Origin of the sequence: Mesorhizobium sp. B3-1-6 (genome assembly GCF_006439555.1) — a bacterium.
Lineage (GTDB): Bacteria > Pseudomonadota > Alphaproteobacteria > Rhizobiales > Rhizobiaceae > Mesorhizobium.
Window position 1 is genome coordinate 67837 of sequence record NZ_VFTM01000027.1, and the last position, 25230, is coordinate 93066.

Here is a 25230-nt window from a genome sequence, read left to right on the forward strand (position 1 = left end):
ATCTTCTCCCCGTTGAACGGGGAGAAGGACGCTAATCTTAAAACCGCTCCAGCCTCGCCCTAACCTTCGCCAAAAACGCCGCCCTGCTCTTCGGCGTCGAGGAATCCATCAGATAGTGGGCGAGGAAAAACGTCCTGCAGCGCGTGGCGCAGAGCGCCCGCATGCCGCGCAGGATGGTCTTGCGGCCGGGCTGGCCAACGACCACGCTCCACCAGGTCGGCGCGCCGCAAGTGGTGATGACGCCGACCTTGGTGACATGCGTCATCAGCGACTTGATGCGGCCCTTTCCGGCCGGCAGCTGGAAGGCGATGTCGGTCGCCCAGACCCGATCGAACCAGCCCTTCAGCATCGCCGGCAGGCCGTACCACCAGGTCGGATAGATGAAGAGGATCGCCTGCGCCCATTTCAGATGCTCGAAATGCGGCTTGAGCGCCGGGTCTTCCGGCGCCCGGTCGTTGTAGAAGCGCCGCTCCTCGCAGCTCATCACCGGGTCGAAATTCTCGGCATAGAGGTCGAGCAATCTTACATCGCAACCCTTTGCCTTCAGCACCTCGACGGCAGTATCGCGGATCGCCGCGCAATAGCTCTCCGGCACCGGATGGCAATAGACCACCAGCACGCGCATCAGAAGGCGTCCATCGTGGCGGCGACCTTCGCCATGAAGGCGTCGCGCGTCTCGTCGGTGGAGAGGTTCATCGAATAATGCGCGAGATAGGAGACGGAAGCGCCGGGCTTGATCGTGGCCCGCAGCATGCGCTTGACGATCTTGCGCGGCGGGTCGCCCATCAGCATGGCGCGAAAACGGCTGCCGCCATAGGTGGTGATGGCCGCCATTTTACGGATATTGTGCAGCGTCGGCCGCACCTTGCCGTCGACCAGCTTGAACGACACGCCGGGCAGGAAGACCCGGTCGAAAAAGCCCTTCAGGATCGCCGGATAACCGTAATTCCAGACCGGGAAAGACAGCACCAGCGCTTCTGCATTCCGCAGCCTTTCGACATAGGGGGCGACCGGGTCGTCCGGCCCGCGCGGGTCGTGGTAGCCGAGCCGCTCGGCGCGCGTCAGCCGCGGATCGAAATCCTCGGCATAGAGGTCGCAATCGTCGACAGCATGACCCGCCGCGGCGAGCCGCTCGACGATCGTCCGGTGCAGGCCGGCGTTGAAGCTGGTCTCCACCGGATGCGCGAAGAGCACGAGGATTTTCACGGGACAACATCCCGAACGTCAGCGCGAGGCACCCCCCTCTGCCCTACCGGGCATCTCCCCCGCAAGGGGGGAGATCGGACTGCCGCATCGCTTTCGCCAATTATCAGCGCGGCAGGTTGGCCGCAGCGCCCAAGCTGCCAATCTCCCCCCTTGCGGGGGAGATGTCCGGCAGGACAGAGGGGGGTGTTCAAGCGCAAACCTCTCCTCACCCAGCTCCCTGCAGTCCCTTGAACAGGAACGGCTTGCCGGAGCGGTAGTCGTAGCCGGGATTCTCCCAGGCGATCATCTTGCCCGGGTTGAGGAGGCCTTGCGGATCGGTATCGCGCTTGAAGGCAAGCTGCACATCATCGGTCCGCTTCATACCGCCTTCCTCCAGCGTGTAGCGGTGCGGGTTAAAAATCCAGCAGCCATTGTCCTCATGGATGCGAATGATCTCGTCGAGCCTTTCTTCTGTGGTGTAGCGCACCAGCGGCAGTCCTGCGACGCCGATGGCGCCGTCGAAGCGGATGAATTCCAAATGCGCCGGCACCTCGTCGCCGAAACGGTCGACCATCGCCTTGACATGGGCGAGATGGTCCGGCGACGGATAGCGAGTCTGCAGATAGGTGATCGTCGGATCGACCCGGATCGCCCGCAGGGTCGTGTGGTTCCAGGTCAGCTCATAGGCCGGCGGCAGCCCCTTGAGATCGGCCCCCTGGTCGGCCCGGAACACGATCTCGCCCTTGCCGCTGCGCACGAATGCGACAAAGGCGTCCATCGCGTGCGGCGCGATCATGCACACCACGATGCTCTGCTCGCGCCGGAAGAATTTCTGGTGCCGTTTGAAATAGTCGTAAGGGATGGGCGCGGCGATCGGTGTGATCAGCTTGGCCAAAATGCCGTCCTGAACGGCGAGATCGTTGCCGAAACCGGCCGCATCCATGAAATCGTCGAAGCCGACGATGACGTCGATCCAATCGTAGGAGGCCGTCAGCGGCATCTCGACCTCGGTGATGATGCCGTTGGTACCGTAGGCGTGCATGACCTTGAGCACGTCCTCGCCGGTCAGTTCCATGACGCGCGGCTCGGCCTCCATCGTCACGGTCCGCAGGCGAATGACGTTGCCGAGGTCGCGCAAGCCGCCCCAGCGGATCGAGCCGACGCCGCCCGAACCGCCGGCGACGAAGCCACCAATGGAAGCAGTATTGTAGGTCGAAGGCGACATGCGCAGTTCCTGGCCGGACTGCACCCGCGTCGCCTTATCGATGTCGGCCAGCACCGCGCCAGGTCCAGTCACCACGCGCCCCGGCGCGATCGTCTTGATTTCGTTCATCTCGGCAAGGTTGAGCACCACGCCGCCCGACAGCGGCATCGCCTGCCCGTAATTGCCGGTGCCGCTGCCGCGCGGCGTCACCGGCACGCCGTGCCGATGACAGGCAGCCAGAACGCGAATGACCTCGTCCTCGTTCTTCGGCGTGACGATCAGATCGCCGGTGACATGGTCGAGCTGCGCCTTCAGCACCGGGCTGTACCAATAGAAGTCGCGGCTCTTCTGCTGGACGATGGCCGGATGGTCGTCGACCTTGATCCCGTCGAGATCGCGCTTCAGCTCTGCGATATCCATCATCACACCATCAGTTCGTCGAGTTCGGCATAGTCGGGCAGTTGGCGTTCGATCGCCCTGCCGTCGCGCACCACGATGCGATCCGATTCGGGCCGCGACAGCAATTCGGTCCAGCTCCGCCCCTTGAAGACAACGAAGTCGGCGCTGCCGCCGGCGGCCAGCGTGCCGGCGCCGTCGAGCCGCATCACTTCGGCCGGCGTCGCCGCTACAGCCTTCGGCCAGTCGCCGACCGGGTGGTCGAAATGCAGGATGCGCGTCGCCATGCGGTAGACCTCCAGCATATCGAGATCGCCATAGGCGTAGAAGGGATCGCGCGTGTTGTCGGAAGCAACCGCCACCTTGATGCCGCGCGCCTTCATCTCGTGCAGCAGCGTCACGCCGCGCCAGCGCGGGGTGGTGTGATTGCTGCGGCGGTCCTGCAGATAGAGATTGCACATCGGCAGCGACACCACGGCAAGCCGCGCCTTCGCCACCTTGTCCAGCGTGTCGAGAACCTCGAGGTCCGGCTGGCGCGAGAGCGAGCAGCAATGGCCGACCAGGATGTTGCCCTCAAAGCCGTTCCACAGCGACGCCTCGGCGATCTTCTTCAGCGAGATGGCCGCGACGTCGTCGGTCTCGTCGGCATGGAAATCGAGATCAAGCCCATGCTCGATCGCCTGGGCGAACACCTGGTCAAGCAGTTCCTCGAGGTCGGGCACCATATAGGTCACGACGCCGAGCACCCCCTTGGCCGCGGCGACGCGTTTCGCCAATTTCTCGAACCATTTCTTGTCGCGCACGCCTTCGATGCCGAGCAGGCAGGCGGCCTGCAGCTCGATGCGCCCGCGCCACTTCTCGCGCATCGCCTCGAACTCCGGCCAGGAGATCTCCTCTTGCGGCGGCACGCTGTCGAGATGCGTGCGGACGGCCTTGGTGCCATGCGCGTAGGCCGAGCGCAGCGAAAAATCCATGCGCCGCGCGACGTCCTCGGCGCTCCAGCGCGCGGCGCGGTCGACGCCGGAGGCATTGAGCGCGCCCATGAAAGTGCCGTCCGGATTGGGCTTTCGCGGCCAGATATGGCCCTTGTCGATATGGGTGTGGCAATCGACGAAGCACGGCAGCACGATCCGGCCGGCAAGGTCGATCGCGTCGGCCGGGAGCTTCGATTTGCCATGCGAGGCAATGCTGGAGATCTTGCCGTCGGCGACAGATATGTCGGCAAGCGCGAAGCCGTCGCTGTCGAAGGCCGTGGCGAGGCCGGGCGTCAGCGATGCATGCAGCCGGACATTGGCAAGCCGGTATGACGCTTTGTCCGGAATCAACTGCAACCCCCTTGGGTGACGAGACGAACCACCCTAGCGCTCCTGCTTCAGCGCGCTCTCGTGCCAGCGGCGCAGGATGAGATGCGACACCAGCGACAGCACCAGGAAGATCAATATGCCGGTCAGCGAGATCAGGATCAGCGCAGCGAACAGGCGCGGCGCGTTGAGCCGATAGCCGGCCTCGATGATGCGCGATGCAAGCCCGGACGACTGCCCCTGCGCACCGGCGACGAATTCGGCCACCACCGCGCCGATCAGCGACAGGCCCCCGGCGATTTTCAGCCCGCCGAGGAAATAGGGCATCGCCGCCGGCAGGCGCAGATAGCGCAATTGCTGCCAGCGCGTCGCGCCGTTGAGCTTGAACAGGTCGCGCAGGTTCCGGTCGACCGAATTCAGACCGAGCGTGGTGTTTGACAGGATCGGGAAGAAAGCGACGATCCAGGCGCAGAGCAGCAGTTTGACGGTCTGGTTGTTCACATAGATGTTGATCAGCGGGAAGATGGCGACGATCGGCGTCACCTGCAGCACGATGGCGAAGGGGAAGAACGACATCTCCACCCATTTCGATTGCGCGAACAGCACCGCTAGCCCGACGCCGCCGATCACGGCGAGAGCCAAGCTGAGGAAGGTGATCCTGAGCGTCACCAAGAGCGACGAGAACAACAGCCCCGCGTCGTTGTGCAGCGTCTGCAGCACCACTCCCGGCCGCGGCAGGATATATTGCGGGATCTCGTTCCAGACGCAGATGCGATCCCACAGCACGATCGCCAACACCATAATCGCCAGCGGCAGCACCCATCTGCCGATGCGCTCCAGCCGCTCCTGGCGGGCGCGGCGCGCCTCTTCCGGATCGAGCTTCAGCGTGGCGTCTTCAATGGCCGTCATGGCGCGGTCCGGCGGTTGAGTTGATGGCGTTCACCAGCACGTCCGAGGCCTGCCGGCAAAGCGCGGCATAGTCCGGCGAGGTCCGGAACGCTTCGTCACGCGGATAAGACGCATCGACGGCGAGTTCGCCGAAGACGCGGCCCGGACGCGCGGCCATGACGACGACGCGGCTGGACAGGAACACGCTTTCGAACACGCTGTGCGTGACGAAGACGACGGTGAAGCGCTCGTCCTGCCAAAGCTCCAAGAGATCATTGTTGAGTTTGAAGCGGGTGATCTCGTCGAGCGCGGCGAAGGGCTCGTCCATCAGAAGGATGCGCGGCTTGGTCACCATGGCCCGCGCGATCGAGACGCGCATCTTCATGCCGCCCGAAAGCTCACGCGGCACGGCGTTCTCGAAGCCGGTGAGATGAACGCGCGACAGCATCTCCATCACGGCCGGCTCCGCCTTGGCGCGCGACACGCCCTTCAGCCTGAGCGGCAGCCAGACATTGTTGAAGACGCTGGCCCAGGGCAGCAGCGTCGGCTCCTGGAAGACGAAGCCGGTGTTCGAGCGGTCGATCGAGCCGCGCCAGTCGAGCTGGCCGGAGGTCGGCGTCGACAGGCCGGCGATCAGCCTGAGCGCCGTCGACTTGCCGCAGCCGGAGGGGCCGAGCAGGCTTAGAAAATCGCCTTCGCGGATCGTAAGGTCGACCTTGCTCAGCGCCGTCACGCCGTTGGAAAAGACCTTGCCGACATTGCGCAGGGCAAGCAGCATCGGGGTCTCTCCCGATGCCGCCGGCGTCTCAGCCACTTTCTCCTGGATCATCTCAGGCAGGCCGCCTTACTTCTTCAGCTCCAGCCCGACACCCTTGTTGATGAAGGCCAGCGTGTAGGCCTTCTTGATGTCGATGCCCGGCTGCGCGACTTTGGCCTTGACCATCTTGTCGTAGAAGCTCTGGATGCGGGCTTCGTTCATTGTGCCGATGCCGAGCTTTTCCGAATCGCCCGAATCGACGACGCCGAACTTCTTCATCTGCTCGATCGAGAAGGCGATCTGCTCATCCGTCATGTCCGGATTGTCCTTCTTGATCATATCGTTGGCGGCCTTGTTGTCACCGTAGAGGTACTTGTACCACCCCTTGGCCGAGCCATCGACGAAGCACTGCACAACCTCCGGCCGCTTGTCGATCGTATCCTGCATCACCTCGATGGTGGTCGAATACGTATCCCAGCCATAGTCGGCGAGCAGGAACTGGTTCGGCACGAAGCCGCCCGCCTTCTGCACCGCGAACGGCTCGGACGTCACATAGCCCTGCTGGATCGACTTCTTGTTGGCGATGAAGGGCGCCGGATTGAACGTATAGGGCACGCGCTTGGCGGCATCGAAGCCGAGATCTGTGACCATCCACTGGAAGAAGGTCTGCGCACCCTCGTCACCCATGATGTACTGGTCGGCGCTCTTCAGGTCCTCCCACTTGTCGAGCCCCTGCCCCGGCTGGGACATGATGACCTGCGGATCCTTCTGGAAGTCGGACGCGACGACACGCATCGGAATGCCCTGCTGCACCGCGTCGAAGGCCGAAAGCAGATTGCCGCCCATATAGAAATCGATCTTGCCGGCAAGCAGCATCGGCCGGCCGCTGACCTGCGGGCCGCCCTGCATGATGGTGACGTCGAGGCCGCAGGCGGCATAGGTGCCGTCGGCAACGGCCTGGTAGTAGCCGCCATGCTCCGGCTCGGCCAGCCAGTTGGTGCCGAACGTCACCTTCTCGTTCGCGGCCGCGCTCAGTGTGCCCGCCACCAGCAAGGCGATCGAGCCCGCCAGGACCTTCCCATTTCCGATCATAAAACTCACCCTCTCTTGGCTCCGGCGCGCAACGCGCTGGGCTCGATACCATTGGTTCAAGAAGCAAGACACATGCCACCGCCCGGGCCGCCCGCTTGCGCGGCAGTCATTGCCGAGACCGGAAGGGTCATGCTGTACGCGAGGCATCGTGCCTATTTTTTGGACGGCTGTCCATAATCGCTCTGGCGGCATGCACCGCATCTTGAAGGTTTCACGAATCGAGCCTTAGTCTGCGGGCGCACAGGAGAATGCCATGCTGAAATACCTCGCCCCCAAGACGATCAAGCCGCCCTTCGCCCGCTACAGCCACGGCGTTGAGATACCCGCCGGAAAACGGCTGGTGCTGTGCTCCGGACAACTGGGCATCGGGGCTGACGACCATGTTCCCGAGGACGCCGGCGCCCAGGCCGAGCTCTGCTTCAAGAACATCGCCGCGATTCTGAGCGAAGCCGGGCTGACCTTGAACGACACCGTTCGCATCAACGCCTTCGTCACCGACCGCGCACATCTGCAGGCCTATATGGATGTCCGCAACCGCTTGTTTTCGGACCCGGCGCCGGCCTCGACGCTGATGATCGTTTCCGGCCTTGCGCGTCCGGAATTCAAGGTCGAGGTCGAAGTTCTGGCAGCAGGCTAGCTGTTGCCGGGGATAGTCTTTAGACCTCAGGCCGGACAGCAGACCAATCGGGAGACGAAAAGTGACGACAAGACGTGTGTGGTGGGGCGACTACCGGACGACCGAATATGCCTCGATCGACGCCGAAGCGACTATCGCCGTGCTGCCGGTGGCGGCGATCGAGCAGCACGGCCCGCATCTGCCGGTCTCGACCGACACCTCGATCATGGTCGGCATGCTGGAGGCGGTGGTCGCGCGCCTGCCCGACGATCTCGACATCCGCATCCTGCCGGTGCAGGCGGTCGGCAAGTCGAACGAGCACTTGCACGCGCCGGGAACACTCACCTTGCCGGCCACCACCTTGGTCGATGCCTGGACCGAGCTTGGCCTCTCCGTCGCCCGCGCCGGGGTCCGGAAACTGATCATCGTCAATTCTCATGGCGGCAATGAAGAGATCATGGGCATCGTTTCGCGCGAATTGCGCGTGCGCGCCAAAATGCTGTCGGTGAAGACGAGCTGGCAGCGTTTCGGCCGCCCGGCCGGCATGTACACCGAGCTCGAGGACCGCCACGGCATCCATGGTGGCGATGTCGAGACCTCGTTGATGCTGCACTTCCGCCCTGATCTCGTCGACATGACCAAGGCGGATGACTTCGTCTCCAATGTCGCCCGCGCCGAAAAGGAATTCGCCCTGCTGCGACACACCGGAACGCACGCCTTCGCCTGGATCGCCAGCGACCTCAACCCGAATGGCGTGGTCGGCGATGCCTCTATCGCCACGGCCGAGAAGGGCCGCCTGACGGCGGAAATGCAAGCCGACGGCTTTATCAACCTGGTCAGGGATGTCCGCAAGGCAAAGCTTGCAGACTGGCTGTCGTAGATAAAACGCGACTCAACTTTCAATCGTTAGTTCGAAGGGTATCCCCTCGAACGCATCGGCGCCGCGCCCGATCGCCTCGATCGCCGCGATCATGCGGCCGTCGCGCTGAAGCAGCATGTCGGCAACGGCGATCAGCCGTGGATTGGGCGTCGCCGTCGGCGAGAGGAAACGCAGCGTCCGGGCGAGTTCCATCTCGTCGCGCTTGGGCGAAAGCGCCGCCGCTATGATATAGGCCGACGCGGTCGAGCGGCTGACGCCGGCATAGCAATGTACCACCAGCGGCTTTGCCCGGTCCCAGCGATAGGCGAAATCGAGCAAGGCCCGCACATGCTCCTCGCCGGGCATGGTCATGCCTTCCTGCGCGACGGCGATATCGTGCATGACGAGATGCAGGTGGTTTTCCGCCGGGATCGAGGCCGGGCGGAGCACTTCGGTGCCGGCGGCGAGCAGCGACAACAACCGCTGCGCACCGGTCCTTGCCACGGTCTCGTCGACCTTCGACAGCGAACAGACGTGGATCATTGCCCGAACTCCTTCGGTGCATCCTTGCGCCACGCGGCCCACGTGGCAAGGGCGCCTTCGAGGCGCTGCCATTCCGCCTCGCTGCCCGGCAGTCCGATGCGCAGAACGTGAAGCCGCTCAGCGAAGTGACGGACCAGCACGCCACGCTCGCCGAGCGCCGAAAACAGGCTTGGAGAATCGTTGAAAGACACATAGCGGAACAGTGATGTGCCGCCGGAGATTGGCACACCGGACTTTCCAAGCAGCGCGTCGAGTCGTTTGGCATCGGAGGCGAGACGTACCCGCATGTCCTCCTGCCATCCCGCATCCGACAGCGCGCGGATGCCATATTCGAGCGCCGGACCGGCCACCGCCCAGGGCCCCAGCTGCGCATCCAGCCGCTCGGCCGTCAGCTGATCCGTCAGCGCGAAGCCGAGCCTCACGCCGGCGAGGCCGAAGAACTTGCCGAATGAGCGCAGCACGACGATACCGCCCGCCCCGACATCGCCGGCCAGGCTTTGCTCGATCGGGCCGACATCCATGAAAGCTTCGTCGACGACGAGCAGCCCGCTCTTGGCGCGAAGCCGCGCGGCAAGGTCGAGCAGGCGGGCCTTTTCGATCAGCCGCCCGTCAGGATTGTTGGGATTGACCAGCACCGCAAGGTCCGCCTCGCCCAGCGCGTCGAAATCGCTGACCTCCGCAACCGCATGGCCGGCGATGGCCGCGGCCCGGGCGTGTTCGGCATAGGTCGGGCCGAGCACCAGCGCCTTGCCGGGTCGCACCAGCGAAGCGACGCGCGGCAGCAAAATCTGCGTGCCGGGCGCCGCCGCCACATGTGCCGCTGACGGCGCGCCATAGGCCGAAGCCGCAATTTCGGCCAATTCACGCAGTTGTCCTGCCTCCGGCAATCGGGACAGGGCGGTGGCGGGCAGATCGAAAAGCGGATAGGAGTGCGGATTGATACCTGTCGAGAGGTCCACGAAAGGTTTTGGCGCATGAGGAAAAAGCGCGCTTGCGCGGCCAAGGCTGCCGCCATGATCAACCGCTGCAATCGCTCCGCTTAGAAGCTTCATGTCAATCCTGATCGCTTTCCTGTCACTCGCCGTCGAACGTACCCTCGGCTACCCGGACTGGCTGTTCAACGCCATCGGCCACCCGGTAACCTGGATCGGCAGGCTGATATCCTTTCTCGATCGCCGGCTCAACCGCGCGACGGATTCCGACGAATTGCGTCGCCGCCGCGGCGTCCAGGCCTTGCTCGTCATTCTGCTGGTGCCCGGCCTGATCGGCCTGGGGCTGCATGTCCTGCTCTGGATGATGTTCCCCACGGGCCTCGTCATTGCCGCGATCCTCGGCTCCTCGCTGCTGTCGCAGAAAAGCCTCGCCGAGCATGTCGAGGAGGTCGCCGACGCGCTGGAGACCGGCGGCCTGACGCTCGGCCGCATCGCCGTCTCACGCATCGTCGGCCGCGATCCCGAAAAGCTCGACAAAGCGGGCGTCGCGCGCGCCGCGATCGAAAGCCTGGCCGAGAATTTCTCCGATGGCATCGTCGCACCTGCCTTCTGGACCGGCATCGGCGGCCTTGGCGGCGGCGCGGCCTACAAGGCCGCCAACACCGCCGATTCGATGATCGGCCACCGCACGCCGCAATATGAGGCCTTCGGCCGGGCCGCCGCCCGCTTCGACGATCTGGTCAACCTGCCCGCATCGCGGCTCACCGGCCTGCTCATCGTCTTGGCGGCCTTTCTTGTCCCAGGCGCCGATCCGCGCGGCGCCTGGCAGGTCATGCGACGCGATGCCAGGAAACACCGCTCGCCCAATGCCGGCTGGCCGGAGGCGGCGATGGCCGGCGCGCTCGGGCTGTCCCTCGCCGGACCGCGCAGCTATGACGGCGAGGTCGTGGAGGACGCCTTCATGGGCGAAGGCGGCCGCCGCGAGGCCGAAAGCACCGACATCCGCCAGGCGCTGAAGCTCTATCGCGTGGCCGACTGGCTGCTGCTCGGCCTGTTCGCGACCCTGTCGGCGGTTGTGATCTATCTGACCATCCAGATCAGTGGTCAGGGCGCCAGCGCACTTTAGAACTCGATTCCCTGCTGGGCTTTCACGCCCGCCGAGAAATGGTGCTTCGTCAGCCCCATTTCAGTGACGAGATCGGCCGCCTCGACCAGCAGCGGCTTGGCGTTGCGGCCGGTAACGATGACATGCAGATCGTCCCGGCGCGCCTTCAGCGCCGCGACCACTTTTTCCAGGTCGAGATAGTCGTAGCGCAGCGCGATGTTGAGTTCGTCGAGCACCACGAGGCTGATCGACGGATCGGCCATCAGTTCCAGCGCCTTGGCCCAGGCGGCTTCGGCGGCGGCGATGTCGCGCTTGAGGTCCTGCGTCTCCCAGGTGAAGCCCTCGCCCATCGCATGCCAGACGACGCGGTTTCCGAACGCGGCGAAAGCGTCCTTCTCGCCGGTGTGCCATTTTCCCTTGATGAATTGGACGACGCCGACGCGCTTGCCATAGCCAAGCATCCTCAGCGCCAGACCGAACGCGGCCGTGGTCTTGCCCTTGCCCGGGCCTGTATTGACGATCAGCAACCCTTTCTCGATCGTCTTGCCGGCCACTTCGGCATCCTGCACCGCCTTGCGCTTCGCCATCTTGGCGCGGTGGCGTTCGACGTCCCTGTCGTCAATGGTCTTGTCTTCGATTTCGGCCATGTCATTTCACCTTGAGCGGCAGCCCCGCCACCATCATGAGAACGCTGTCGGCTACCGCCGCGACCTGCTGGTTGAGCCGGCCGGCGGCATCGCGGAACCGGCGCGCCAGCGCATTGTCGGGCACGATGCCTAGTCCGACTTCGTTCGAGACCACGAACCACGGCCCGCGCGGCCGCGACAGCATATCCGCCAGCCGCTGGCATTCGGCCTCGACATCATGTTCGGCCAGCATGTGATTGGTGAGCCACAGCGTCAGGCAATCGATCAGCACCGGCTGGTGGTCCGGCAAGGCTTCGATTGCGCCGACCAGTTCGAGCGGCGCGTCGACGGTGACCCAGCCTTCGCCGCGCCGCGACCGATGCAGCGCGATGCGCTCGCGCATCTCGTCGTCATAAGCCTGTGCCGTGGCTATGTAAGCCCAGGGTGACGAAAAGGCCGTCGTCAGACTTTCGGCATGCAAACTCTTCCCCGAGCGCGCGCCGCCGAGGACGAAAGTCAGTTTCCGATTGGAAGCTGCGCTCGCGGCTGTCGCGCCAGTCATTCCCTGCCTTCACCGTTGGATGAATATTGTCGCGGCCATCAGGCCGACGGCGCGACTTTAGGCAGAAGCCCTCCGGCCGGCAAACCAAATTCCGCCACCGCCCGGCGCGATTGCGGCACAGGTCACGGGTGCTACGCGGCGGCGATCCGCGCCGCGACGAGCTGCTGCAACCGCCACAGATGCGCATCGTGGATGCCGCGCTGCTCGAGATTCTTCACCGTGTTGTAGAGATAGTCGGCGCCCGAGCCCCAATGGCCGCAGGAGGTCGCCAGCCTTTCGACAATCGCCTCCTCGCTTAACGGGCCGGCATAGGTGGTGCCCTGGCGGTTGATGACGAAGGCCAGCGCCCGCAGCGCGCCGCCATCGCTCGTCATATTGAGCAGGCGCGGATGGTAGCTGGTCGGCTTCAGCGTCACCTCGCGCCGCAGGATCTTGTCGAGTTGCTCTCGCCTGTGGCCGTCGCCGAGCCGAAAGCCGACGCCCTTGCACTGCCCGCCGCGGTCCAGCGCCATCATCAGGCCCGGACTTGCCTTGGTCCCCCGCCAACGCGTCATGTTCATGCAAAAGGACCTATGCCAGCCGCGCAGCAGGGCCACCCGCTCCTCGACATGCTCGATCTCGGGCTTCCAGATCAGCGAGCCATAGCCAAACAGCCAGAGCGGTTCGGTGGCTGGAAGCTGAGCCTCCAGCATGCGCGCCATTGCGTCATAGTCGGCGTCATCCAGATGCGCGGCATCGGGATCCGGTCCCGCATCCTCGACCGTGCGAAAGCAACGGGCGACCAGTTCCTCGGTAAGCGACATGGTTCTTGGCAGCATGCGTTCGACCTTAAGGTCCTCCCGTGGCCGCCACAATGCGCGGAGCCGGCAATTGACAACAGCTTTGCCCGGGTGTCGGCTGGCATCAGAGCAATTCCAGGAAAAGTGCGTAACCGTCCGGAATTGCATAAAAACAAAGAGTTAGAGCAGGTCAGCGATCCCATTGAGCGCTGGGCTGCTCTGGCAGGGAGAAGCCGATGCAGCCCAATCCGAGCGAGCGCGACCCTTACAACGGCCTGACCAGCCTGCAGCCGACCTTGCCGTCGGCAGCCTATTGGGACGCCGACGCCTACCGGCGCGATCTGGGCGCCATCTGGTACCGGAGCTGGCTGATGGTCTGCCGCGAGACCGATCTGGCGGAGCCCCTCGCCTTCCGAACCTTCGGTATCGGCAGCCAGGAGATCGTCGTGCTGCGCGACGAGACCGGCGTCTTGCGCGCCTTCCACAACACCTGCCGGCATCGCGGCTCGCAGCTTTGCCAGGAAAGCGCCGGGCGGCTGAAGGCCAGGCTGCTGACATGCCCTTACCACGCATGGTCCTATTCGCTGCGCGGCGATCTCGTGCGCGTGCCGTCGAAATCTTTGCCCGACGGCTTCGACAAGGCCGATTATCCGCTCTACCGCGTGGCGCTCTCGCTCTGGCGCGGCTTCGTCTTCATCAACCTCGCCGAGGAGCCCGAGGGCTCGGCGGAAACCTCTTTCGATCGCGCCTCCGGCGACCTTTCCAACTGGCCGCTGGAAACGCTCGTCACCGGCTACCGGCTGACTAAGGTGATGAACTGCAACTGGAAGATCTTCTGGGAAAATTTCAACGAATGCCTGCACTGCCCGGGCGTCCATAAGGACCTGTCGCGGCTGGTGCCGATCTATGGCCGCGGCCTGATGGCAAGGCATGACGATCCCGAATGGTCGCGCCATGCCGACAATGACGATCCGGAATTCTCGGGCCGCCTGCGCGCCGGCGCCGAAACCTGGTCTAAGGACGGCCATGTGCACGGCCCGGTCTTTTCCGGCCTGACCCCGGCCGAGCGCGCCGCCGGCCAGACCTACGCCACCTCGCTGCCCTCGATGTTCATCGTCGGCCATGTCGACTACATGCGCACCGTGCGGCTCTCCCCGCTCGGCCCCGAGCAGACCGAGCTCACCGCCGAATGGCTGTTCGCCCCGGATGCGCTGGCAGAGACCGACATCGACAACATCGTCGCCTTCGGCACCCAGGTGCTGGAGGAAGACGCCGCGATCTGCGAGGTCAACCAGAAAGGCCTGCGCTCGATGCGCCACGAGGCCGGTGTGCTGATGCCGGAAGAATACGACCTGCACCGCTTCCACGATTGGGTGCGCGGCCGTCACGCGGCGTTCAAAATGCCTTCGGCAGATAGCGCCAGGTGACGAAGCCGCAGAAGGCGGCCAGGATGCCGAGCGTGACGAACACCGAGCCGAGGCCGAAGAAGGCGAGCACCACCGAATAGACCAGCGGCGGCGTCAGTTCGGAGAAGTCGAGATAGGTGCGGTAGACCGCCGCCATCTGCGCTCTTTCATAAGTGCGCACCGAGCGCATGAAGGCGGTCGAGCCGAGCGCGTCGAGCGCGATGGTGAAGAGCGCGCCACCCAGCAGCAGCGCGGCCGTGAGCAGCGGTGCGGCCTCGCCGACGCCACCTGCCGCAAACAGCATGGCGGCCATGGCGAAATAGGCGAAGGTCATGACCCGCCTTCCGCCGAAGCGCTTGCCGGCCCTGCCCCAGAAGATCGCCACGAACAGAAGCGCGTTGCCGGCCGAAACCAGCAGTCCGCCGGCGAGCTCGCCCTGGCCGGTGATCACCATGAACAGCGGACCGTAGACGAAGAACGTCGTCCAGAAGCAGGAGCGGCCGAAGGCGATCAGCCAGGCGAGCCTGAGCCTCGGCTGCTTCACGAAGCGGCCGATATTGGCAAGCGGATTGGCCGGGCGCGACTTGCCGGGCCGGATCGATTGGTTGTCGGTCAATCGGTAGAACCAGAACAGGCAAAGCAGCGCGAACGCGAACACCACGACCGCGCCATGCGCGGCATAGATGCCGAAATGCGTGTAGAGGAAGATGCCGAGCGTCGGGCCGCCAGTCCAGGCAAACATCGACCACGCCATGCGCAGCGATTCCGCCTGCATGAAGTCGGTCTTGCGGATGTGGTCCATGATGTAGAGGTTGAGCGTGATCGACAGCGCGCTCGCCCCCATGACGCGGCAAAGCATGCCGGCGATCTGTCCGGGCAGCGTATGAGTGACGAAGAAGGCGGAGCCGATCGCCAGCAGCACGCAGCCGGCCGTGTAGACCCAGCGCCGCGCGAAGCGGCGGATCAGCATCGGCATGAACAGCGTGACCGAAAGGCCCATCAACGACACGATGGTGTAGAGCATCGAGACGATCCGCTCATTGTGGAGGATCTCGTAGGCCTGGATCGGGATCACGCTGGAGACGGTGGCGCGAGCGAAGGATTCCACCGCATAGAGTGAAGCGAAGGTGCGCGCATCCGCCGGCCGCAAGGCCGGAAGCCAGATCGGATGGCGCACATGGGTGGACATCGGCCCTCCGGGACGTGAATCACCCCTCAAATCTGGCCGGGCCAGTTGCTGGCCTGTAGCAGGAAACCGACCCCCAGAGGCCGAAAAGCGAAGCCTGCCAAAGGCTTTCCGGCGCTGGCATAAAGCGAAATTTCATGGCTGCCATGAAACGCATTGATGGCCGCCTGCTTCTGTCGTCGGCTTGAACCGTGATAGTCGTTCGGCAGGACTGAATCGGATTGCGAGATCAATGAGCGTTCAAACGACCGGCGAACCCGTTCAGGATCCCCCCAAGCGCGGCCGCATCCAGGCCATCGACATCCTGCGCGGCATCGCACTGATCGCGATGGCGAGCTACCACTTCACCTGGGACCTCGAAAATTTCGGCTACACCGCGCCAGCCCTCACCGCCTTCGGCTGGTGGAAGTTCTACGCGCGCTGCATTGCCTCGACCTTCCTGTTCCTGGTCGGCGTCAGCCTCTTCCTCGCCCATGGCCGTCAGATCCGCTGGCCAGGCTTCTGGAAGCGTTTTGCCATGGTCGCCGTGGCGGCGATCGCCATTTCGACGGTCACTTATTTCGTCACCCCGGACGGCTTCATCTTCTTCGGCATCCTGCACGAGATCGCGCTGGCGAGCCTGCTCGGCCTCGCCTTTCTCAGGCTGCCCTGGCTGCTGACGGCAATCATCGCCGCGGCCGTCATTGCGGCACCCTACTATCTGCGGTCGGAGTTGTTCGACCATCCGGCGCTGTGGTGGGTGGGCCTTTCCGCCAGCAACCCGCGTTCCAACGACTATGTGCCGCTTTTCCCATGGTTTGGCGCGGTGCTTGCGGGCGTGGCCACGGTGAAGCTCGCTTCGGCGTCGGGCCTGCTCGCCCGCTTGGGAACATGGGCGCCCGACCGCTGGTCGAACCCGCTGACCTTCATCGGCCGGCACAGCCTTGCCTTCTACCTCATCCACCAACCGCTTCTGTTCGGCTCGGTATGGTTGTTCTCGCAGGTCATGCCGGCAGCCCCTCAGGATAGGGAAGCCGGCTTCCTGCCGGCTTGCCAGGCGCAGTGCGAACAGCAGCGGGACAGCAAGTTCTGTACGAGCTATTGTGGCTGCATGCTGGACACGCTGAAGGGCGAAGGGTCTCTCGACAAGCTCTACGCCAACGACCAGTCCAGCGTCTGGAAATCGCATCTGGCCGACCTGGCGGAAACCTGCACCGCCGCGACGGAGGACCAGATGGAGGGAGGGCAGCAATGACGGGCATCGTAAAGTCCAGACACGGGATCATTCCCTGGCCGCCGGTGATCTATGTCGTGGCGATCGCGCTCAGCGTCGCCCTCGGCATGCTCTACCCGCTGCCTTGGATCGGCGACATCTTCGGCGATCTCCTGTTCGGCGTCGGCTGGGTGGCGCTGTTCGGCGTCGCCATGCTGTGGATCACGGCCATCCGCGTCATGATGCGGGCGAAAACAACATTCGATCCGAACGCCGAGCCCGATCATCTGGTGACGTCGGGCCCCTTCGGCATCACCCGCAACCCGATGTATCTTGCCAACACGCTGCTGTTGATCGGCGTCGCCTTCATCACCGGCATCGCCTGGTTCCTGCTCTTTGCCTTCCTCGCCGCTTTCGCGACGCAAAAGCTGGCGATCGAGAAGGAAGAAAAGATCCTGGCGGCGAAGTTCGGCAAGAAATACCGCGACTACGCCAAGCGGGTCCGACGCTGGATTTGAGGGCTGCCTCGCTTGGATCGGTGCGGGGTCATGCTTCTTTAGCGGCTAAGGTTGGGTGCTTCGCCTTTAGGCGCAACGTCTCTCCCGTCGTCATTCTATGGCGGAGCAAGGAGCGAAGCGACGCTCGCAGACCACAGGTGACATCAAGGCGTTGCAACGGTGCAGACTTCTGCTCTGCTGCGCTCTTCGATCAAGGTCACGGAATGGATCCTCGGGTCTCCGCGTCCGCTTCGCCCGTGGATGACGAAGCTGAGAGGCACCGGCTAATCTCGAACGTTTGCGATAGTGGCCCTGCAAAACTCCTGCTCACCGCGCTTCACGTATTCACACCCAGCTCAGCCAGCCGCTCCACGCAGGACTCTTCAGCCTGGTCCAGTTCGGCCAGCGTCTCCTCCAGGTCGCGCCGCTTCTGGCGCAGGTCCTCGCGTTTCTCCTCGATGCGCTTGATCATCAGCTTGAGCTGGCCGATCTCGCCGGGCGGCTCCTTGTACATCTGGATGATCTCGCGGATCTCGTTGATCGAGAAGCCGAGCCTTTTTCCGCGCATGATCTGGCGGATCAGGTGCCGGTCGGACGGCCGGAACAGCCGCGTGCGGCCGCGCCTTACAGGCTGCACCAGCCCTTCGTCCTCGTAAAAACGCAACGTCCGCGTCGACACGTCGAACTCGCGTGTCAGCTCGGTGATCGTATAATATTCCCGCATTCCTGCTCCCAAGCCCGGGCATCGCCGCTGGAGCGTCGCCCTTCCCTCCGATCAGACCCATCCCGCGCCGGAATCGGCGCGTGACCCAAGGGCAACCTCGCACGGCATTTACGTAAAAGTCAATTAACGCCGGGCATGTTGGTTTAGGGCACTCTAAACCACCACGTCGCCAGCCCCAGGAACGCGAAAAAACCGACACAGTCGGTGACGGTGGTGACGAAGACCGCGGAGGCCACCGCCGGATCGATCTTGAAGCGGTCGAGCACCAGCGGGATGAGTATGCCGGCCAGCGCGGCGGCGAACATGTTGATGATCATCGCCGCCGCGATGATGCCGCCCAGATTGGGGTCGCGGAACCAGAAACCGGCGACCATGCCGATAAGCACCGCGAACACCATGCCGTTGATGAAACCGACGCCGACCTCGCGGCGGATGATGCGGGCCGCGTTGTAGATATCGAGATCCCTGGTTGCCAGCGCGCGCACGGTGACGGTCATGGTCTGCGAACCGGCATTGCCGCCCATGCCGGCGACAATCGGCATCAGCACCGCCAGCGCCACGATATGCTCGATCGTGCGGTCGAACAGGCCGATCACCGAAGCGGCGAGGAAGGCGGTCACAAGATTGACCAGCAGCCAGGGCACGCGCGAGCGCGAGGTGGCGAGCACCGTGTCGGACAGTTCTTCGTCGCCGACGCCGCCCATGCGCAGAAGGTCCTCTTCCGCCTCCTCCTGGATGACGTCGACCACGTCGTCGATGGTCAGCACGCCGACCAGCCGCACGTTCTCGTCGACCACGGCGGCGGAAAGCAGGTTGTATTGTTCGAACTCCCGTGCCGCCTCTTCCTGGTCCATCGTGGCCGGGATCGCGTGCAGGGTCTCATGCATGACCTCCTCGACCTTGATCGCGCGCTTGGTGCGCAGGATCTGGTCGAGGTCGATGGCGCCGAGCAGCTTGAAACTCGGGTCGATGACGAAGATCTGGCTGAAGCGCTCGGGCAGGTTCTTGTCCTCGCGCATGTAGTCGATGGTCTGGCCGATCGTCCAGAACGGCGGCACGGCGACAAACTCGGTCTGCATGCGCCGGCCGGCGGTCTCCTCCGGATAGTCGAGCGAGCGCCGCAGCCTGATGCGCTCGGTGAAAGGCAGCTGCGACAGGATCTCGTCCTGGTCTTCCTTCTCGAGGTCCTCGAGGATGTAGACGGCGTCGTCGGAATCGAGCTCCTGCACCGCCTGGGCGATCTGCGCGTTGGGCAGGTTGTCGACGATGTCGAGGCGGATCGCCTCGTCGACCTCGGTCAGCGCGGAGAAGTCGAAATCGGAGCCGAGCAGTTCGACCAGTGCGCGGCGCTGTTCGGGGTGAAGCGCCTCCAGCACGTCGCCGAGCTCCGACTGGTGCAGGTCGTCGACTTCGCGCTTGAGGGTGATCGTATCGCGGTCGGCGATGGCCGCGCCGATCTGGGCAAGGAAGGAGGCGCGAACAGCGCCGTCCTCGCCATAGATGTCGGCATGGTGTTCCTCGGCGGGCGCGGCGCCGGTCGTCTGTCTGTCCTGGCCTTCCACCAGCGCCTCCCGCAATGAGGAATCCCGAAATGAGGTCTAGTGCATGATCCCGAAAAGTGGAAACCGCTTTTCGGGAAATCCAAACCCTGTGCGGCAGATAGCGCGGCAATAGGATTCGTCTTGGAAAGATGTCGCTCTAGCGCACGGAATAGCCAAGGAAATGTGGCGGTTGTCTTCCACTCGCACCCCCACAAGAGCAGTATACGGCGCCCGCCTCGCAGGCGTGACAATCGCTTCAGCCGACGCGACAGCGCATGTCGCTGGGGAAAGAGCACCCCTTCCCCATTGAGGCAGAATTGTCATGATGCATGATCCAGCAGGATCAATGCATCGCTAAACGGTCCGAGGACAAACGCTGCCCTTGAACATCAAGTCCGCAAAGACGAACCAAGGAAATACCGAGCGGCGCGTTCGCGTGGTCGTCGCCGAGCGCAATCCTTTCGTTGTTTCGGCGCTGCGCGAAATGCTGGAATGCGACGGGCGTTTCGATCTGCTCGATGCCGTGCACAGCGGCGCACAATTTCTGGAACTGGCCGCCGCCACGAAATTCGACGTCGCCGTCGTCGGCTGGAAGCTCGCCGACATGGATGGCGCCGATGTGCTTACGGAAGTTCAGGGCCGCGAGCTTGGCGTGCGCATCACGATCTTTTCCAACGACCACGATATCGGCATTCTAAAGCAATGCGTACGTCTTGGCGCGCAGGGCTACTGCTTCCAGTTCGACGATCCGCCGGTGATCTTCGAGACGATCCTTGCGGTCGCGCATGGCCGCATCTGCATCCCCTATATCGACATCAACAAGGTCAACGACACCCCATTGTCCCGGCTCACCGTGCGCGAGCGCGAGTTGCTGGCGGTGCTTTCCGACGGCTGGACCAACCTGCAGATCGCAACGCGGACCGGGATTTCCGAGAACACGGTGAAGTATCACCTGAAGAATCTCTACGACAAGCTGGACGTGCGCAATCGCGCCATGGCCGTCGCGCTTTATTCCAGCGAGAAACGCCGCACGTCCAAACCGCCTTTCGGTTAGGCCGCCCGGGTAGGCCAATCGGGTAGGATCAACCCACCCGCAAGGGCCAACAACTTACCCGGCAAGGTGTTGTTGCAAGGCCTCATCGAAACGAAACTGCCTCCACAATCCCAAACGATCGGAGGAATTTCGCGCATGGCTGGGTTCACGCATCTTTTCATCCCGGGGCCTACCAACATTCCAGAACAAGTCCGGCAGGCCATGAACCTGCCGATGGAGGATATGCGCGCCGCCTCCTTCCCGGACCTGACCTTGCCGCTCTTCGAGGACATCAAACGAGTCTTCAAGAACGAAAGCGGCCGCGTCTTCATTTACCCCTCTTCCGGCACCGGCGCCTGGGAAGCGGCGATGACGAACGTGCTCAGCCCCGGCGACAAGGTGCTGATGTCGCGCTTCGGCCAGTTCTCGCATCTGTGGGTCGACATGGCCGAGCGCCTCGGCTTCGAGGTCGAAATCATCGACTGCGAATGGGGCACCGGCGTTCCGCTCGAAATCTATGCGGAACGGCTGAAGGCCGACAAGGCGCACCTTATCAAGGCGGTCTTCTGCACGCAGAACGAGACCGCGACGGGCGTCACCAGCGACGTCGCCGGCTGCCGCGCCGCGCTCGACGCCGCCAATCACCCTGCCCTGCTTTTCGTCGACGGCGTTTCCTCGATCGGTTCGATCGACTTCCGCCAGGAGGAATGGGGCGTCGACTGCGCCGTCAGCGGCTCGCAGAAAGGTTTCATGCTGCCGGCCGGCCTCGGTTTCCTGTCGGTCAGCAAGAAGGCGCTGGCCGCCTCGCGGATTTCGACGCACCGGCGCTGCTTCTTCTCCTTCGACGACATGATCCGCGCCAACGATGCCGGCTATTTCCCCTACACCCCGGCGACTCAGCTGCTGCGCGGCCTGCGCGCCTCGCTTGACCTGATCGAGGAGGAAGGGCTCGACAACATCTTCGCCCGCCACCATCGCCTTGCCGAAGGCGTGCGCAAGGCGGTCGACGCCTGGGGCCTGAAGCTCTGCGCCAAGGCGCCGAAATGGCATTCCGACACGGTCAGCGCCATTATGGTGCCGGAAGGCATCGATAGCGGCGATGTCGTCAAGCGCGCCTACCAGGCCTACCAGACGTCGCTCGGCGGCGGCTTGAACAAGGTGTTCGGAAAAGTCTTCCGCATCGGCCATCTCGGCTGGCTGAACGAGGTGATGGTCTGCGCCTCGCTGTCGGCGGCCGAAATGGCGCTGCTCGATTGCGGCGTGCGTCTGGCGCCCGGCTCGGGCGTAGCCGCGGCGATCGAGCACTTCCGCCGCACGGCCGGCGTCCCTGTCGCCAAGGCGGCGTGAGGAGCGGACCATGAGCCACACCATCAACCATCTGAAGAAGCTGAGACTCCAGCGCAGCGAGCTCGCCGTCCCGGGTTCGAGCCCGGAGATGATCGACAAGGCGGCGAACAGCGCCGCCGACTTCGTCTTCCTCGATATCGAGGATGCGGTCGCGCCGCCCGACAAGGAGCGCGCCCGCAAGAACATCATCCAGGCGCTCAACGACATCGACTGGCGCGCCAAGGGCAAGACCGTCTCGGTTCGCATCAACGGCCTCGACACGCATTACATGTACCGCGACGTCGTCGATGTCATGGAGCAGGCCGGAGACCGGCTGGATACGATCCTGGTGCCGAAAGTCGGCGTGCCGGCCGACCTCTATATGGTCGAGGCCATGGTCAACCAGATCGAGATGGCTAAGGGCTTCAAGACCCGTGTCGGTCTCGAAGCGCTGATCGAGACGGCGCTCGGCATGGCCAATGTCGAAGCGATCGCCGCCGCGCCCGGCCGGCTGGAAGCCATGCATTTCGGTGTCGCCGACTATGCCGCCTCAAACAAGGCGCGCACCGTCAATATCGGCGGCCTCAACCCCGATTATCCCGGCGACCAGTGGCATTTCGCGCTGTCGCGCATGACGGTCGCCTGCCGCGCCTATGGCCTGCGCGCCATCGACGGGCCGTTCGGCGATTTCTCCGACCCCGAAGGCTACAAGGCCGCCGCCCGGCGCGCCGCGGCACTCGGCATCGAGGGCAAATGGGCGATCCATCCCTCGCAGATCGCCCTGGCCAACGACGTGTTCTCGCCGCCGGAAAAGGAAGTCACGCGCGCCCGCCGCATCCTCGAAGTGCTGAAGGAAGCGGAAGCGCTCGGCAAGGGCGCCGCCGCCCTCGACGGCAAGATGATCGACGCCGCTTCGGAGCGCATGGCGCGCAACGTGCTGGTGGTCAACGAGGCTATCGAGCGCGCCGGTCAGCAGCACGCTGCCGCGCAATAGAAAAAATACCGGGAGGACAAGATGGACATCCACGAATACCAGGCCAAGGAACTGCTTGCCCGCCACGGCGTGCATGTGCCGCGCGGCGGCCTCGCTTACAGCCCCGAACAGGCGACCTACCGTGCCAGGGAGATCGGCGGCGCGAAATGGGTGCTGAAGGCACAGGTCCATTCCGGCGCCCGTGGCAAGGCCGGCGGCATCAAGCTCTGCTCGAACGACGAGGAGATCTCCAACGCGGCCGAAGCCATGCTCGGGCGCAAGCTGGTGACCCAGCAGACTGGCCCGCGCGGCAAGCTGATCTCGCGGCTCTATCTCGAGGAAGCGGTCGACATCGCGCAGGAACTCTATCTCGGCTTCGTGCTCGACCGCAAGGAAGAGCGCGTCATGATCGTGGCGTCGGCCGCCGGCGGCATGGAGATCGAGGAGATCGCCGAGGCGGCGCCGGATTCGATCATCCGCGCCACTGTCGATCCGGGCGTCGGCATGCAGCGCTTCCAGGCGCGCGAGATCGCCTTCGGCCTCGGGCTCGAGGACAATCTGATCGGCAAGGCGACCGAAACCATCCTCGGCTGCTACCGTGTGTTCCGCGACTACGACGCCACGATGCTGGAGATCAATCCGCTGGTGGTGACGCGCGACGGCAGCCTCGTCGCGCTCGACGCCAAGATGTCCTTCGACGAGAACGCGCTGTTTCGTCGCCCGGAAATCTCGGAGCTGCGCGACAAGAGCCAGGAAGACCCGCGCGAGACGTTCGCCAGCGACCGCGGCCTCTCCTATGTGGGCTTGGACGGCAATATCGGCTGCATCATCAACGGCGCCGGCCTCGCCATGGCGACGATGGACATGATCAAGATCGCCGGCGGCGAGCCTGCCAACTTCCTCGACATCGGCGGCGGCGCCTCGCCGGAGCGGGTGGCGAAATCCTTCCGCGCGGTGCTCGGCGACAAGAATGTCGAGACCATCCTGGTCAACATCTTCGCCGGTATCAACCGCTGCGACTGGGTCGCCGAAGGCGTCATCAAGGCGATCCGCGAGGTCGGCGTCGATGTGCCGCTGGTGGTGCGCCTTTCCGGCACCAAGGTCGAGGAAGGGCGCAAGATCCTGGCCGATTCCGGCGAGGCGGTGATCGTCGCCGACACGCTGGCCGAAGCCGCCGAAAAGGCCGTCGCCGCCTGGCGCGAAGCCACCAAGAACAAAAAAGCAGCCTGAGGGAGGTCGAGAAATGGCAATCCTGCTCAACCGCAGCACGCGCGTGATCGTGCAAGGGTTCACCGGTAAGATCGGCAGCTTCCATGCCGACGACATGAAGCGCTACGGTACCAAGCTGGTCGGCGGCGTCACTCCCGGCAAGGGCGGCCAGACGCATCTCGGCCTGCCTGTCTTCAACACGGTCAAGGGCGCGGTGCGCGAGACCCGCGCCGAGGCGAGCATCGTCTTCGTGCCGCCGCCCTTCGCCGCCGATTCGATCATGGAGGCCGCGGACGCCGGGATCAAACTCTGCGTCTGCATCACCGACGGCATCCCCTCGCAGGACATGATGCGGGTCAAGCGCTACATGCGCCGCTACCGCTTCGAGGACCGCATGCGGCTGGTCGGCCCGAACTGCGCCGGCGTCATCACCCCCGGACAGGCGCTGATGGGCATCATGCCGGGCAGCATCTACCTGCCGGGGCGCGTCGGCATCGTCGGCCGTTCCGGCACGCTGGGTTACGAGGCCGCCTCGCAGATGAAGGCGCTGGGCATCGGCGTGTCGACCAGCGTCGGCATCGGCGGCGATCCCATCAACGGCTCGTCCTTCAAGGACATCCTGCAGCTCTTCGAGCGGGATGACGACACCGACGCCGTGGTGATGATCGGCGAGATCGGCGGCCCGCAGGAAGCCGAAGCCGCGATCTGGGCGCGCGACAATATGCGCAAGCCCCTGATCGCCTACATCGCCGGGCTTTCCGCACCGAAGGGAAGGCGCATGGGCCATGCCGGCGCGATCATCTCCGCCTTCGGCGAGTCGGCGCAGGAAAAGGTCGAGATCCTGAAGGAAGCCGGCGTCGTCATCGTGCCGACCCCCGCCTCCTTCGGCGAAGTGGTGGCCGACACGCTGGCGCGGACGAAGAAGGCGGCTTAATCGGTCCTGCCTGATGGCTTTGGATTGGTCGGGAATTCCAGGCGGTGGCGGTCTTCATGACCCGCCGCCGCTTTCGTTTGGCGAGCAAGACAACGCAGCCGTGGCGACAGTCGCCTGCCAGCGCCGGATTCCATTGGCCTTTTTGGGGAGATTTTGGTGCGGTCGAGAAGACTCGAACTTCCACGGGTTGCCCCACAGCGACCTCAACGCTGCGCGTCTACCAATTCCGCCACGACCGCACGTGGTAGGAGCCGGAACCGTCCGGCTCGGGGCCTGTAGCAAATCGTTTCCGGCGAAACAAGTGCGCTGAGCGGAATATTCGTCGCTGATTTGCACAACCCTCCGCGGCCCGGCTTCATGCTGG

Annotated in this window: 27 protein-coding genes and 1 tRNA gene; 11 read left to right on the forward strand and 17 right to left on the reverse strand. The window is 64.2% G+C overall.

The features are described from left to right. Positions 1–37 precede the first annotated feature (37 nt). From FJ414_RS22790 to FJ414_RS22825, 7 genes are all read right to left on the reverse strand, one after another. Complete coding sequence (locus FJ414_RS22790) at positions 38–625, reverse strand: NAD(P)H-dependent oxidoreductase (RefSeq protein ID WP_140646646.1); 588 nt, start codon at positions 623–625, stop codon at positions 38–40. Next, positions 625–1206 carry an NAD(P)H-dependent oxidoreductase gene (locus tag FJ414_RS22795; protein WP_140646647.1) on the reverse strand — a complete coding sequence of 194 codons (582 nt, stop codon included), beginning with the start codon at positions 1204–1206 and terminating at the stop codon, positions 625–627. The genes FJ414_RS22790 and FJ414_RS22795 overlap by 1 nt, the downstream gene beginning before the upstream one ends. 205 nt (positions 1207–1411) lie before the next feature. Then, positions 1412–2812, reverse strand: coding sequence for an FAD-binding oxidoreductase (locus FJ414_RS22805; RefSeq protein ID WP_181181685.1), 1401 nt, complete (start codon positions 2810–2812; stop codon positions 1412–1414). After that, entirely contained in the window at positions 2812–4110 is a 1299-nt protein-coding gene (locus FJ414_RS22810) for a cytosine deaminase (protein WP_140646648.1), read from the reverse strand. The genes FJ414_RS22805 and FJ414_RS22810 overlap by 1 nt, the downstream gene beginning before the upstream one ends. A 33-nt stretch (positions 4111–4143) precedes the next feature. Beyond that, complete coding sequence (locus FJ414_RS22815; RefSeq protein ID WP_140646649.1) at positions 4144–4995, reverse strand: ABC transporter permease; 852 nt, start codon at positions 4993–4995, stop codon at positions 4144–4146. Beyond that, the gene (locus FJ414_RS22820; protein ID WP_140646650.1) at positions 4982–5803 is read right to left on the reverse strand and encodes an ABC transporter ATP-binding protein; all 822 of its coding nucleotides are present in this window, start codon (positions 5801–5803) and stop codon (positions 4982–4984) included. The genes FJ414_RS22815 and FJ414_RS22820 overlap by 14 nt, the downstream gene beginning before the upstream one ends. 15 nt (positions 5804–5818) lie before the next feature. Continuing rightward, positions 5819–6823 carry an ABC transporter substrate-binding protein gene (locus FJ414_RS22825; protein WP_140646651.1) on the reverse strand — a complete coding sequence of 335 codons (1005 nt, stop codon included), beginning with the start codon at positions 6821–6823 and terminating at the stop codon, positions 5819–5821. Positions 6824–7076: 253 nt separating this feature from the next. On the opposite strand from FJ414_RS22825, the gene FJ414_RS22830 reads away from it, so the two are divergent. Then, positions 7077–7460, forward strand: coding sequence for a RidA family protein (locus FJ414_RS22830; RefSeq protein WP_140646652.1), 384 nt, complete (start codon positions 7077–7079; stop codon positions 7458–7460). 61 nt (positions 7461–7521) lie between these two features. Next, positions 7522–8319 (forward strand): creatininase family protein, encoded by a 798-nt coding sequence (locus FJ414_RS22835; RefSeq protein WP_140646653.1) that lies wholly within the window; start codon positions 7522–7524, stop codon positions 8317–8319. A 12-nt stretch (positions 8320–8331) separates the two neighbouring features. Here FJ414_RS22835 and FJ414_RS22840 read toward each other — a convergent pair whose 3' ends face one another. Together FJ414_RS22840 and cobD are read right to left on the reverse strand one after the other, a co-directional pair. After that, entirely contained in the window at positions 8332–8841 is a 510-nt protein-coding gene (locus FJ414_RS22840; RefSeq protein ID WP_140646654.1) for a tyrosine phosphatase family protein, read from the reverse strand. Next, on the reverse strand, positions 8838–9893 hold the full coding sequence (cobD, locus tag FJ414_RS22845) for a threonine-phosphate decarboxylase CobD (RefSeq protein ID WP_140646655.1): 1056 nt from the start codon (positions 9891–9893) through the stop codon (positions 8838–8840). The genes FJ414_RS22840 and cobD overlap by 4 nt, the downstream gene beginning before the upstream one ends. On the opposite strand from cobD, the gene cbiB reads away from it, so the two are divergent. Continuing rightward, positions 9892–10899, forward strand: coding sequence for an adenosylcobinamide-phosphate synthase CbiB (gene cbiB, locus FJ414_RS22850; protein ID WP_140646656.1), 1008 nt, complete (start codon positions 9892–9894; stop codon positions 10897–10899). The genes cobD and cbiB overlap by 2 nt on opposite strands. Here the strand turns inward: cbiB and cobO are convergent. The 3 genes from cobO to FJ414_RS22865 form a co-directional block, all read right to left on the reverse strand. Further along, on the reverse strand, positions 10896–11525 hold the full coding sequence (cobO, locus tag FJ414_RS22855) for a cob(I)yrinic acid a,c-diamide adenosyltransferase (protein WP_140646657.1): 630 nt from the start codon (positions 11523–11525) through the stop codon (positions 10896–10898). The genes cbiB and cobO overlap by 4 nt on opposite strands. Position 11526: 1 nt before the next feature. Then, positions 11527–12066, reverse strand: a complete 540-nt coding sequence (gene cobU / locus FJ414_RS22860) for a bifunctional adenosylcobinamide kinase/adenosylcobinamide-phosphate guanylyltransferase (RefSeq protein ID WP_140646658.1) — start codon at positions 12064–12066, stop codon at positions 11527–11529. 131 nt (positions 12067–12197) lie between these two features. Then, positions 12198–12884, reverse strand: a complete 687-nt coding sequence (locus tag FJ414_RS22865; protein ID WP_140646659.1) for a gamma-glutamylcyclotransferase — start codon at positions 12882–12884, stop codon at positions 12198–12200. A gap of 197 nt (positions 12885–13081) precedes the next feature. Between FJ414_RS22865 and FJ414_RS22870 the strand changes: the two genes are divergently transcribed. After that, complete coding sequence (locus FJ414_RS22870; RefSeq protein WP_140646660.1) at positions 13082–14272, forward strand: aromatic ring-hydroxylating dioxygenase subunit alpha; 1191 nt, start codon at positions 13082–13084, stop codon at positions 14270–14272. Here the strand turns inward: FJ414_RS22870 and FJ414_RS22875 are convergent. After that, positions 14241–15440, reverse strand: coding sequence for an MFS transporter (locus FJ414_RS22875; protein ID WP_140646661.1), 1200 nt, complete (start codon positions 15438–15440; stop codon positions 14241–14243). The two genes, FJ414_RS22870 and FJ414_RS22875, sit on opposite strands and share 32 nt — an antisense overlap. Before the next feature lie 26 nt (positions 15441–15466). Continuing rightward, positions 15467–15670, reverse strand: a complete 204-nt coding sequence (locus FJ414_RS22880; protein WP_140646662.1) for a hypothetical protein — start codon at positions 15668–15670, stop codon at positions 15467–15469. Between FJ414_RS22880 and FJ414_RS22885 the strand changes: the two genes are divergently transcribed. Together FJ414_RS22885 and FJ414_RS22890 are read left to right on the forward strand one after the other, a co-directional pair. After that, positions 15670–16671, forward strand: a complete 1002-nt coding sequence (locus FJ414_RS22885) for a DUF1624 domain-containing protein (RefSeq protein WP_140646663.1) — start codon at positions 15670–15672, stop codon at positions 16669–16671. The genes FJ414_RS22880 and FJ414_RS22885 overlap by 1 nt on opposite strands. Next, a complete protein-coding gene (locus FJ414_RS22890) occupies positions 16668–17147 on the forward strand; it encodes an isoprenylcysteine carboxylmethyltransferase family protein (protein WP_140646664.1) in 480 nt (159 codons plus the stop codon). Before FJ414_RS22885 ends, FJ414_RS22890 begins: the two co-directional genes overlap by 4 nt. Before the next feature lie 316 nt (positions 17148–17463). On the opposite strand, the gene FJ414_RS22895 is transcribed toward FJ414_RS22890, so the two are convergent. Further along, a complete protein-coding gene (locus tag FJ414_RS22895) occupies positions 17464–17850 on the reverse strand; it encodes a MerR family DNA-binding transcriptional regulator (protein WP_140646665.1) in 387 nt (128 codons plus the stop codon). A 143-nt stretch (positions 17851–17993) separates the two neighbouring features. Next, positions 17994–19412, reverse strand: a complete 1419-nt coding sequence (gene mgtE, locus FJ414_RS22900; protein WP_140646666.1) for a magnesium transporter — start codon at positions 19410–19412, stop codon at positions 17994–17996. A 361-nt stretch (positions 19413–19773) separates the two neighbouring features. On the opposite strand from mgtE, the gene FJ414_RS22905 reads away from it, so the two are divergent. From FJ414_RS22905 to sucD, 5 genes are all read left to right on the forward strand, one after another. Continuing rightward, on the forward strand, positions 19774–20445 hold the full coding sequence (locus FJ414_RS22905; RefSeq protein WP_140646667.1) for a response regulator transcription factor: 672 nt from the start codon (positions 19774–19776) through the stop codon (positions 20443–20445). 135 nt (positions 20446–20580) lie between these two features. Continuing rightward, complete coding sequence (locus FJ414_RS22910) at positions 20581–21771, forward strand: aminotransferase class V-fold PLP-dependent enzyme (protein ID WP_140646668.1); 1191 nt, start codon at positions 20581–20583, stop codon at positions 21769–21771. Between the two features lie 10 nt (positions 21772–21781). Then, positions 21782–22744: a CoA ester lyase gene (locus FJ414_RS22915; RefSeq protein ID WP_140646669.1), complete on the forward strand. Its 963-nt coding sequence runs from the start codon at positions 21782–21784 to the stop codon at positions 22742–22744. Positions 22745–22765: 21 nt separating this feature from the next. Continuing rightward, on the forward strand, positions 22766–23953 hold the full coding sequence (locus FJ414_RS22920; RefSeq protein WP_140646670.1) for a malate--CoA ligase subunit beta: 1188 nt from the start codon (positions 22766–22768) through the stop codon (positions 23951–23953). 13 nt (positions 23954–23966) lie between these two features. Beyond that, a complete protein-coding gene (gene sucD, locus FJ414_RS22925) occupies positions 23967–24866 on the forward strand; it encodes a succinate--CoA ligase subunit alpha (RefSeq protein ID WP_040981997.1) in 900 nt (299 codons plus the stop codon). A gap of 154 nt (positions 24867–25020) precedes the next feature. On the opposite strand, the gene FJ414_RS22930 is transcribed toward sucD, so the two are convergent. Beyond that, positions 25021–25105, reverse strand: a tRNA-Leu gene (locus tag FJ414_RS22930). Positions 25106–25230: the final 125 nt, after the last annotated feature.